This is a genomic window from Enterobacter sp. MGH 33, from assembly GCF_000534535.1.
GTDB lineage: Bacteria > Pseudomonadota > Gammaproteobacteria > Enterobacterales > Enterobacteriaceae > Enterobacter > Enterobacter hormaechei_C.
Map to the genome: position 1 here is coordinate 3,928,571 of NZ_KI973212.1, position 11,105 is coordinate 3,939,675.

10 protein-coding genes and 1 tRNA gene are annotated in these 11,105 nt (G+C 57.4%); 5 read left to right on the forward strand and 6 right to left on the reverse strand.

Features of this window, described 5'->3' with window-relative positions; translation table 11 throughout:
• Positions 1–64 precede the first annotated feature (64 nt).
• From L379_RS05785 to leuA, 5 genes are all read left to right on the forward strand, one after another.
• Positions 65–1,249 carry an MFS transporter gene (locus L379_RS05785; protein ID WP_017692795.1) on the forward strand — a complete coding sequence of 395 codons (1,185 nt, stop codon included), beginning with the start codon at positions 65–67 and terminating at the stop codon, positions 1,247–1,249.
• A gap of 314 nt (positions 1,250–1,563) precedes the next feature.
• Positions 1,564–2,094 carry a multidrug efflux transporter EmrAB transcriptional repressor EmrR gene (emrR, locus tag L379_RS05780; RefSeq protein ID WP_017694792.1) on the forward strand — a complete coding sequence of 177 codons (531 nt, stop codon included), beginning with the start codon at positions 1,564–1,566 and terminating at the stop codon, positions 2,092–2,094.
• 130 nt (positions 2,095–2,224) lie between these two features.
• Positions 2,225–3,397, forward strand: a complete 1,173-nt coding sequence (gene emrA / locus L379_RS05775; RefSeq protein ID WP_032654743.1) for a multidrug efflux MFS transporter periplasmic adaptor subunit EmrA — start codon at positions 2,225–2,227, stop codon at positions 3,395–3,397.
• 16 nt (positions 3,398–3,413) lie between these two features.
• Complete coding sequence (emrB, locus tag L379_RS05770; protein ID WP_006811709.1) at positions 3,414–4,961, forward strand: multidrug efflux MFS transporter permease subunit EmrB; 1,548 nt, start codon at positions 3,414–3,416, stop codon at positions 4,959–4,961.
• 185 nt (positions 4,962–5,146) lie between these two features.
• Complete coding sequence (gene leuA, locus L379_RS05765) at positions 5,147–6,802, forward strand: 2-isopropylmalate synthase (protein WP_032654746.1); 1,656 nt, start codon at positions 5,147–5,149, stop codon at positions 6,800–6,802.
• Here leuA and L379_RS05760 read toward each other — a convergent pair.
• The 6 genes from L379_RS05760 to L379_RS05735 form a co-directional block, all read right to left on the reverse strand.
• Positions 6,789–7,553, reverse strand: a complete 765-nt coding sequence (locus L379_RS05760; protein WP_003862181.1) for an AraC family transcriptional regulator — start codon at positions 7,551–7,553, stop codon at positions 6,789–6,791. The two genes, leuA and L379_RS05760, sit on opposite strands and share 14 nt — an antisense overlap.
• A 53-nt stretch (positions 7,554–7,606) precedes the next feature.
• Entirely contained in the window at positions 7,607–8,122 is a 516-nt protein-coding gene (gene luxS / locus L379_RS05755; protein ID WP_017382778.1) for an S-ribosylhomocysteine lyase, read from the reverse strand.
• 152 nt (positions 8,123–8,274) lie between these two features.
• Complete coding sequence (gene gshA / locus L379_RS05750; RefSeq protein WP_032654750.1) at positions 8,275–9,819, reverse strand: glutamate--cysteine ligase; 1,545 nt, start codon at positions 9,817–9,819, stop codon at positions 8,275–8,277.
• Positions 9,820–9,902: 83 nt separating this feature from the next.
• On the reverse strand, positions 9,903–10,331 hold the full coding sequence (locus tag L379_RS05745) for a YqaA family protein (protein ID WP_017692791.1): 429 nt from the start codon (positions 10,329–10,331) through the stop codon (positions 9,903–9,905).
• Entirely contained in the window at positions 10,328–10,894 is a 567-nt protein-coding gene (gene yqaB, locus L379_RS05740) for a fructose-1-phosphate/6-phosphogluconate phosphatase (RefSeq protein WP_015571665.1), read from the reverse strand. The genes L379_RS05745 and yqaB overlap by 4 nt, the downstream gene beginning before the upstream one ends.
• 117 nt (positions 10,895–11,011) lie before the next feature.
• A tRNA-Arg gene (locus L379_RS05735) sits at positions 11,012–11,088 on the reverse strand.
• Positions 11,089–11,105 lie beyond the last annotated feature (17 nt).

Below are 11,105 nucleotides of genomic sequence, written 5' to 3' on the forward strand. Positions count from 1 at the left end.
TTCACCATCATTGGTTATTATGTTTCCGGAAAAATAATCACTTAACTCACGATTCCTGAAACTAATGACAAAAACAACTCAAGGGCTTAGCCCCGCACTCATCCTTTTAATGTCCGTGGCAACGGGTCTGGCCGTCGCCAGCAACTATTACGCACAACCACTGCTCGACACCATCGCACGCGCCTTCGATCTTTCAGCCAGCTCCGCCGGGTTTATTGTCACCGCCGCACAGCTCGGCTATGCGGCCGGGCTGCTGTTCCTGGTGCCATTAGGCGATATGTTTGAGCGCCGGATGCTTATCGTCTCCATGACGCTGCTGGCGGCGGGCGGGATGTTGATCACCGCCAGCAGCCAGTCGTTAACGATGATGATTATCGGCACCGCGCTGACGGGGCTGTTCTCGGTGGTGGCGCAAATTCTGGTTCCCCTCGCCGCGACGCTGGCTTCCCCGGAAAAACGCGGCAAAGTGGTCGGCACTATCATGAGCGGCCTGCTGCTGGGCATCCTGCTGGCGCGAACCGTTGCCGGGCTGCTGGCGAGCCTCGGTGGCTGGCGCACCGTTTACTGGGTGGCGAGCGTGCTGATGGTTATCATGGCGCTGGCCCTGTGGCGCGGCCTGCCAAAGGTGAAGCAGGAAAATCACCTGAACTATCCGCAGCTCCTCGCCTCCGTTTTCAGCCTCTTCACCCGGGATAAACTCCTGCGCACGCGCGCCGTTCTGGGGTGTCTCACCTTCGCTAACTTCAGCATCCTATGGACGTCGATGGCGTTTCTGCTCGCCGCACCGCCGTTTAACTACTCAGAAGGCGTGATTGGCCTGTTCGGGCTGGCAGGCGCGGCTGGCGCACTGGGCGCGCGCCCGGCGGGTGGGCTGGCCGACAAAGGCAAATCTCATATGACCACCTCCGCAGGGCTGGTTTTACTCCTGCTCTCCTGGGCGGCCATCTGGTACGGACACGTCTCCGTGCTGGCGCTGATTGTCGGTATTCTGGTGCTCGACCTCACCGTGCAGGGTGTACATATCACCAACCAGACCGTGATTTACCGCGTGAAGCCGGATGCCCGTAACCGTCTGACGGCCGGGTACATGACCAGCTACTTTATCGGCGGCGCGGCGGGCTCGCTCATCTCAGCCTCCGCCTGGCAGCATGCGGGCTGGACGGGCGTGTGCGCCATCGGCGCCATCGTCGCGGCGATAAATCTGCTGGTATGGTGGCGCGGCTATCACCGTCAGGAAGCAATTCACTAAGTTTTACATTGCTTTGGGCCCCCTGGGGTGTAAAGGGGGCCTGCATCTGTTAAGGTAACGGTAATCATTTATCCCAGAAATTTTACTGTGGGTGACATATTTACTACCGGCATGAATAGTTCAGACCCCTGTCCTCACATCCCCTCTTTCGCGGGTACACACCCCACGCTCTCTGTGCTCACCGGGTCACGGATTTACCCGGCGCTTTCTGATGGTGACATACGTTTGGCGGATATAACCGCACAAATAATTCATTTACATTATTTGTCACTGTCGTTACTATATCGGCTGTAATTAATGAGGTTATGCCCAAAATGGATAGTTCGTTTACGCCCATTGAACAAATGCTTAAGTTCCGCGCCAGTCGTCATGAGGACTTCCCGTATCAGGAAATTCTGCTGACCCGCCTGTGCATGCACATGCAGGGTAAGCTGCTGGAAAATCGTAACAAGATGCTGAAAGCGCAGGGGATTAACGAGACGTTGTTTATGGCGTTGATTACGCTGGAGTCTCAGGAAAATCACAGCATTCAGCCGTCGGAACTGAGCTGTGCGCTGGGGTCATCCCGTACCAATGCGACCCGTATCGCGGATGAACTGGAAAAGCGCGGCTGGATTGAACGCCGTGAAAGCGATAACGATCGCCGCTGCCTGCATCTGCAACTGACTGAAAAAGGTCACGAATTCTTGCGCGAAGTGCTGCCACCGCAGCACAACTGCCTGCACCAGCTCTGGTCTGCCCTCAGCACCGCCGAGCGCGACCAGCTTGAGCACATCACTCGCAAGCTGCTCACCCGTCTGGACCAGATGGATGAAGATGGCGTCATCCTTGAGGCGCTGCGCTAACGCGACGATCCGCTCAACATTCCAGATTGCTAAAAAGAAAAACTGACAGGCCAGCACGTGAAACTGCTGGCCTTTCTGACAACAGGTCGGCTCAGCCGATGTGAAAATAAAAAGATCGTGGAGAACAACAATGAGCGCAAATGCGGAGAACACCCTCCCGCAGCAACCGGCCAACAAAAAGGGCAAACGTAAGAGCGCCCTTATTCTGCTGACCTTGCTCTTTATTATTATTGCCGTGGCATATGGGATCTATTGGTTTTTAGTCTTGCGTCATGTTGAAGAGACAGACGATGCATACGTGGCAGGGAATCAGGTTCAAATCATGGCGCAGGTGTCAGGCAGCGTGACGAAAGTCTGGGCTGATAACACCGACTTTGTGAAAAAAGGCGATGTGCTGGTCACGCTCGACCCGACCGACGCCCAACAGGCGTTTGAAAAAGCACAAACGGCGCTGGCCTCCAGCGTTCGCCAGACCCGCCAGCTGATGATCAACAGCAAGCAGCTTCAGGCCAATATCGACGTGCAGAAAACGGCCCTGGCTCAGGCGCAGAGCGACCTCAATCGTCGTGTTCCTCTCGGCACCGCCAACCTGATTGGCCGTGAAGAGTTGCAGCACGCCCGCGACGCGGTGGCCAGCGCACAGGCGCAGCTGGACGTGGCGATCCAACAGTACAACGCCAACCAGGCGATGGTGTTGGGCACCTCTCTGGAAAACCAGCCAGCGGTGAAACAGGCAGCGACCGAAGTGCGTAACGCATGGCTTGCCCTGCAACGTACCAAAATCGTCAGCCCGATGACCGGCTACGTTTCCCGTCGTTCCGTACAGCCAGGGGCGCAGATTGGCACCACCACGCCGCTAATGGCGGTCGTTCCGGCGAACAATCTGTGGGTCGATGCGAACTTCAAAGAGACCCAGCTGGCGCATATGCGTATCGGCCAGACCGCGACCGTGGTCAGCGATATTTACGGCGATGACGTCAAGTACACCGGGAAAGTGGTCGGTCTGGACATGGGGACCGGCAGCGCGTTCAGCCTGCTGCCTGCACAGAACGCCACCGGCAACTGGATCAAAGTGGTACAGCGCTTGCCTGTGCGTATCGAGCTGGATCCTAAGCAGCTGGCAGACCATCCGCTGCGAATTGGCCTTTCCACGCTGGTGACGGTCGATACCGCCAACCGCGACGGTCAGATCCTCGCAAGCCAGGTGCGCAGTACGCCAGCTTATGAAAGTAACGCCCGTGAAATTAGCCTCGATCCGGTCAATAAGCTGATCGATGACATCGTGAAGGCAAACGCCGGTTAAGCCGAAGGTGAGCGTTATGCAACAGCAAAAGCCGCAAAAACCGCTGGAGGGGGCGCAGCTGGTCATTATGACCATTGCGCTGTCGCTGGCGACATTCATGCAGGTGCTGGACTCCACCATCGCAAACGTGGCGATCCCTACGATCGCCGGGAACCTTGGCTCATCGCTGAGCCAGGGGACCTGGGTCATTACCTCGTTCGGGGTGGCGAACGCCATCTCCATTCCCATCACCGGCTGGCTGGCGAAGCGCGTCGGTGAAGTGAAGCTGTTCCTCTGGTCGACGATCCTGTTCGTGCTGGCCTCCTGGGCCTGCGGCATGTCCAGCAGCCTGACGATGCTGATTTTCTTCCGCGTCATCCAGGGGATTGTCGCCGGGCCGTTGATTCCGCTGTCGCAGAGTTTGCTGCTGAACAACTATCCGCCCGCCAAGCGCTCCATCGCGCTCGCGCTGTGGTCGATGACGGTGATCGTCGCCCCAATTTGCGGGCCAATCCTCGGCGGCTATATCAGCGATAACTATCACTGGGGCTGGATCTTCTTCATCAACGTGCCCATCGGTGCGCTGGTGGTGCTGATGACGCTACAGTCTCTGCGTGGTCGCGAAACGCGGACCGAACAGCGGCGGATCGACGGCATCGGGCTGGCACTGCTGGTTGTCGGCATCGGCAGCCTGCAAATCATGCTCGACCGCGGCAAAGAGCTGGACTGGTTTGCCTCTACGGAAATCATTGTGCTGACGGTGGTCGCCGTGGTGGCCATCAGCTTCCTGATTGTCTGGGAGCTGACGGACGATAATCCGATAGTCGACCTCTCGCTGTTTAAATCGCGAAACTTCACCATCGGCTGCCTCTGTATCAGCCTCGCCTATATGCTCTACTTCGGCGCGATTGTTCTGCTGCCGCAGCTGTTGCAGGAGGTGTACGGCTATACCGCAACTTGGGCGGGGCTGGCCTCCGCGCCGGTGGGGTTAATTCCGGTTCTGCTGTCGCCGATTATTGGCCGTTTCGCCCATAAGCTCGACATGCGCAGGCTGGTGACGTTCAGCTTCATCATGTACGCCGTGTGCTTCTACTGGCGCGCGTATACGTTTGAACCGGGAATGGACTTTGGCGCCTCCGCGTGGCCGCAGTTTATTCAGGGCTTCGCCGTAGCGTGCTTCTTTATGCCGCTAACCACCATTACGCTTTCCGGCTTACCGCCTGAGCGGATGGCGGCGGCATCGAGCCTGTCGAACTTCACCCGTACGCTGGCGGGCTCCATCGGGACTTCGATCACCACCACGCTGTGGACCAACCGGGAATCGATGCACCATGCTCAACTCACCGAAGCGGTGAACCCGTTCAACCCTAACGCTCAGCAGATGTATAGCCAGCTTGAGGGGATGGGGATGACGGAGCAGCAGGCGTCCGGCTGGCTTGCCCAGCAGATCACCAACCAGGGGCTGATTATCTCGGCAAACGAGATTTTCTGGATATCGGCGGGGATCTTCATCGTCCTGCTGGGGCTGGTGTGGTTTGCCAAACCACCGTTTGGGGCCGGTAGCGGGGGCGGTGGGGCGCACTAGCCCTGTGCACGGGTTGCCGGGTGGCGGCTACGCCTTACCCGGCCTACGATCGTAGGCCCGGTAAGCGCAGCGCCACCGGGCAACAATCGCCCCCCTTGTCCAAAACGCGACAGCGATTGTCAGTTCCGATAAAGCAGCGCGCCTGAAATCGATTCACGATAGTGAAAAGACAACAGGAGCGCACCATGCTGAACACACCCGCCGACAAATACCAGCCTTACCCCACCCTTTCGTTGCCCGACCGCCGCTGGCCGGAGCAGATTATTACCCGCGCCCCGCGCTGGCTCTCGACCGACTTACGCGACGGTAACCAGGCGCTGGCCGAGCCGATGGACAGCGCGCGCAAGCTGCAATTCTGGGATCTGCTGCTGAGCTGCGGGTTTAAAGAAATCGAAGTCGCCTTCCCGTCCGCCTCGCAGACGGACTTCAATTTTGTGCGTCAGTTGATTGAGGAGAACCGCATCCCGGATGACGTCACCATTCAGGTGTTAACGCAGGCGCGGGACGATCTTATCCGTCGCACTTTCGACTCCCTGCGCGGCGCGAAGCAGGCCACCGTTCACCTGTATAACGCCACCGCCCCGCTGTTCCGCCGTCTGGTATTCGGCATGGAGAAAGCGCAAATCGTCGAGCTGGCGACGCGCGCGACGCGCCTGATTCGTCAGCTGTGTGAAGAGAACCCTGACACCTGCTGGCAGTACGAGTACTCCCCGGAAACCTTCTGCTTTACCGAACCGGAGTTTGCGCTGGAGATTTGTGAAGCCGTGGCGGAGATCTGGCAGCCGTGCGCGGCGCGTCCGATGATCGTCAACCTGCCCGCTACCGTCGAGGTGAGCACGCCGAACGTCTATGCCGACCAGATCGAGTATTTCTGCCGCCACTTCAGCCGCCGCAGTGACGTCTGTATCAGCGTGCACCCGCATAACGATCGCGGTACCGGCGTCGCCAGCGCAGAGCTGGCCGTCATGGCCGGGGCTGACCGCGTGGAGGGCTGCCTGTTTGGTAACGGTGAGCGCACGGGCAACGTCTGCCTGGTGACGCTGGCGATGAACCTCTACAGCCAGGGCATTAGCCCGAATCTGGATTTCAGTGATATGAATCGGGTGGTTGAAACGGTAGAAACCTGCAACCAGCTGCCCGTCCATCCGCGCCATCCGTGGGCGGGTCGTCTGGCTTACACCGCCTTCTCCGGCTCGCACCAGGATGCCATCAAGAAAGGTTTCGATGCCCGTAAGCCTGGCGAACGCTGGGAGATGCCCTATCTGCCCGTCGACCCGCAGGATATTGGCTGTACCTATGAAGCGGTGATCCGCGTGAACAGCCAGTCAGGAAAAAGCGGAAGCGCCTGGCTTATTGAGCAAAACCACGGCCTGAAATTGCCTCGCGCCCTGCAACAGGATTTTAGCCAGCACGTGCAGCAGGAAACGGATAACCATGGAAAAGAGATGACGCAGAATGCGCTCTGGCAGCTGTTCCGCGCCCGCTACGGCCTGGTGGCGAGCCCGCCATTAGCGCTGCAATCGTACCGCAGCGACAGCCAGCAGGACGGCCAGCTGCGGCTGACGGCAAGCGTCGCCACGCAAGGGGGCACCCGCCAGCTGGAAGGCCAGGGAAACGGTTTGCTCTCCGCCGCCGCTCACGGCTTAAGCCGCTGGATCAACGCACCGTTTGTGATCAAGGATTATCACGAACATACGTTAGGCGAACGCAGCGACAGCCGCTCGGTGGCCTATATCCGCTGCCTGTTCCAGGATGGGACCAGCCGCTGGGGCGTGGGCATCGACAGCGACGTGGCACGCGCGTCGATTCAGGCGCTTTTTAACGCAGTCAGTCGTTCCTGAAGTAATCGCTGGGTGAGAGACCCATTACCCGGCGAAACATTGCCGTAAAGGCGCTGTGGCTGCCATACCCCAAATCCAGCGCCACGCGTAATACCGGCTGGCCCTGCGCCAGCCGCACTAAGGCTTCCAGCAGTCGCGCCCTTCTCACCCACTCGCCGTAGCTCAGGCCTGTCTGCTGCTGAAAATGGCGGTTCAGCGTGCGTTCGCTCATCCCCACAATACCTGCGGCCTGGGCGCTGCTCCAGCTTTCTCCCGGGGCCATTCGAATCTGCTGGCAGAGGTGGCGCAGCGCTTCGCTTTCCGGCTCGGGCAGGTGAAACGGCAGTACCGGCATGAGGCGAATTTCATCGAGGATCAGCTCATAAACACGTTCATCGCGGCTTCCGGGTGCGTAAGATTCAGGAAGCGTAAGGGAGGTCAGGATCAGCTCGCGCAGCAGGGGCGAGATCTGCACGATCTGGCAGGTCGCCGGAAGATCGGCGCGCGCCAGCGGGTCGATAAACAGCGTGCGGGCAGCAACGTTGCCGGTGATGCGCAAGGCGTGCTGCGTACCCGCAGGTAGCCAGACGCCGCGACCGGGCGGCACCACCCAGCAGCCGGATGCGGTATCGACCCGCACGACGCCGGTGAGGCTGTGCAGGAGCTGCGCGCAGTCGTGCTGATGCCACGGTTCGCTGTCGCCATGAGCATAATCATGCGAAAACGGCACAAGCGGGCGATGGGTAAAGGAGAAGGTGGTGGTTGTCGTCATCAGGATTGTAGGCCCGGTCAGCGAAGCGCCACCGGGCATCCACAGGCACGATACTAAATGTGCAGTTCCTGAAGTTTTTCTTTTGGCAGGGCCAGCTCGTCATTGCTGTTTACACGAACATCACGTTCGATGATATGACGGGCAATCTCCTGAGCTTCTTCCAGAGAGTGCATCTGGTAAGTGCCGCACTGGTAAACGTTCAGCTCAGGGATCTGGTTCTGCTCTTTCACCTTCAGCACGTCTTCCATCGCCGCTTTCCACGCATCCGCGACGCGTTTCTCATCAGGCTGACCAATCAGGCTCATGTAGAAACCTGTGCGGCAGCCCATCGGAGAGATATCGATGATCTCCACGCCGTTGCCGTTCAGGTGGTCGCGCATGAATCCGGCGAACAGGTGTTCCAGCGTGTGAATGCCTTTCTCTGGCATCACTTCTTTATTGGGCACGCAGAAGCGCAGGTCGAAAACGGTGATCGTGTCGCCGTGCGGCGTGTTCATGGTCTTCGCCACGCGGACTGCTGGTGCTTCCATACGGGTATGGTCGACAGTAAAGCTATCTAATAACGGCATACGTCACCTCCGATAGTGATTTTTTTAAAATAAACTGAACTCTTCTACAGAATGCGCGTCTGAGTATATGAAAGACGCGCATTTGTTATCATCATCCCTGAATTCAGAGATGTATATTTTGGCCACAGCGATGTGGCCTTTTTCTTTTTGGTTCAGGCCTGCTTCGCCAGAAACGCCTCAAACGACTCCGTATCCGCCGCTTCGGCCTCTTTCTGACGCACAACGGACGCATCACGCTCTGTCACAAAATCCGCTTCGCTCAGGATCTCTAACGGCTCCTGCATCAGCATCTCACGGTACTCCGCTGAGAGTGAACGCCCTGTGCCACCAATTCCCTGCTCAATCATAGAACGCAGAATACGTGCTGAGAATGTCAGTTCCGGGTTATCAAAGCTTTCAACCAGTTCGTCGCAGACCTTCTGGTAAGCTTCGCCGCCGTACACGCTGTCCAGCGTCTGGGCTACGCGCTTCAGGTCATGGAACAGATCCTTCCCTACCTTAGACAGTGGGAACTGAGCCGTTTCACAGCCAATACCTAACGTCAGACCCGGCTTGCGCCCTTCCAGAATCACGCGATTCCAGTTGGCACGGGTACACAGCAGTTCGTCGGAACTCATTTCCGGCGCATCCGCCAGTACGCACCAGACCATAAACAGGTCAAGGAAGCGAACCTGCTGTTCGTCAACGCCAATCGGTGAGAACGGGTTGATATCCAGCGAGCGCACTTCAATGTATTCGATCCCGCCGCGCTGTAGCGCATCCGACGGCGTTTCACCGCTGCGCGTTACGCGCTTCGGACGAATAGGCGCATACAGCTCGTTTTCAATCTGCAATACGTTGGTGTTAATTTGCAGGCGCTTACCGTCTTTTTCGAGGCCGATTTTTTCGTACTCTTCCGACGGGGTTTTTATCGCCCGCTTCAAGCCTGCCACATATTCGTGCAGATCGTTAAACGTAATTCCGAGATTACTTTGCGATTTATTGGTATAGCCAAGGTCGCTCAGGCGCAGGGAGGTCGCATACGGCAGGTAATACATGCCACATTCGGTCTTCTCGAACGGCAGCGTGGTCGGTTTCCCTTGCAGGAACGAAGAACAGACGGCCGGTGACGCGCCGAACAGATACGGAATAACCCAGCCAAAGCGGTAGTAGTTGCGGATCAGGCGGAAATAGCCCGCGGAGATCGCTTCTTTATCCGTTTCACCGCACTTCGCCTGCCAGAACGCCATCGGCAGAGAGAAATTGTAGTGCACGCCAGAGATCGTCTGCATCAGTGCGCCGTAGCGATTTTTCAGTCCTTCGCGATACAGCGTTTTCAGCCGACCAATATTCGAGGTGCCGTACTGCGCCAGCTCGATATCCTGCCCCTGCTCGATATAGCACGGCATGCTGAGCGGCCACATACGCTCGTCGCCGAGGTTGCGGGCGGTGAAGCGATGCACGTCGCGCATGATCGTCAGCATATGATCAATATCACCGTCTACTGGCGTGATGAACTCCAGCAGCGCTTCGGCGAAATCGGTTGTGATCCATTTATGTGTCAGCGCCGAGCCTAACGCCTTCGGGTGTCCCGTAGTCGCTAAGCTACCATCCGCATTTACGCGCAGCGTTTCGCGCTCAAGCCCACGCTGAATACCCTTCAGTGCCTGAGGGTGATTTTCCAGCCAGGCCAGCGCCTGTGATACGTCCGGGATCAATTTGACCTCCCGCCTGTCAAAAAATTGTCACTCAGCATAATTGTAATGGTTGACGATTGAAGGTCGCGAATTCATTCCACCAATTAGTGCCACCACGTCATACCCTGTAGTGTTACCCATGCCAGTAAAACATAGCGTAACGCCTTGCCAAGGCACAAAAAAAAGAGCACCGGTCCCCAGGAAATGCGCATCCATCCCGCCAGCAGACACAGTAAATCGCCTATTACAGGCATCCAGCTTAATAACAGCGTGGCAGCGCCATAGCGTTTTAGCCAGCCGACTGCCTTTTCCTGCCAGCGAGATTTTTCGCGTAGCGGAAAGAAACGTCCAAGAATAACGTTAGTCAGCCCTCCAAGGCTATTACCCATTGTTGCTATTAAGACCAGCAACCAGGGCTGACTTACACCGGACAACAGCATCGCCACCAGCACCACTTCCGAATTCCCCGGTAAGAGGGTGGAGCTTAAAAAACTGCTGGCGAATAATGAAGCGAGTGACAGCGCGTCACTCACAGTAAGCGAACGTCCACCGCCGCCATTCCGGCATCACGCGCGGCCTGAATGCCAAAATCAGCATCTTCAAACACCACGCATTTTGCAGGTGGAACACCCATTAATTCTGCACAGAGCAGGAAGGTATCCGGTGCGGGTTTGTGATGTTTAACATGATCGGCGGCAACGACGGCAGAAAAATAGTGGCGCAGGCCAAGGTGGTTGAGTAGCGCTTCAGCAATCGCGCTCTCGCTGCCCGTACCGACAGACATAGGACGACGCCCGTGCCACTCCTTGACGACGTCAATGAGTGGTAAAGGCTGCACGGTGTCTAACAGTATGGCTTTTACCGCGTCGGTTTTTTCACGCGCGAGCTGATGCGGGTCGAGATCGGCCTGATTCAGCTCAATCACGGCCTGTGCGATACGCCAGGTGGGCGATCCATTGAGGGCAATCATCGCCTGTAAATCGAAACGCATACCGTAACGGCCCAGGACTTCGGTCCAGGCCTGACGATGCGTGGGTTCGGTATCCAGGAGGGTGCCGTCCATGTCGAAGATCAAACCGTCATACTGTGCGTACATCGTGCTCTCGCTAAACGATTAACAAAGCATTACTTTATCGTAAAAGGGGATCTTTGTCGCTGACAGAGAGAGTGATTGCTGACGAAACGTCGAAGGAATAAACAAAGGAGGAGAATATGGTGCATCCGGGAGGATTCGAACCTCCGACCGCTCGGTTCGTAGCCGAGTACTCTATCCAGCTGAGCTACGGATGCATCGGGATTTACTGCTG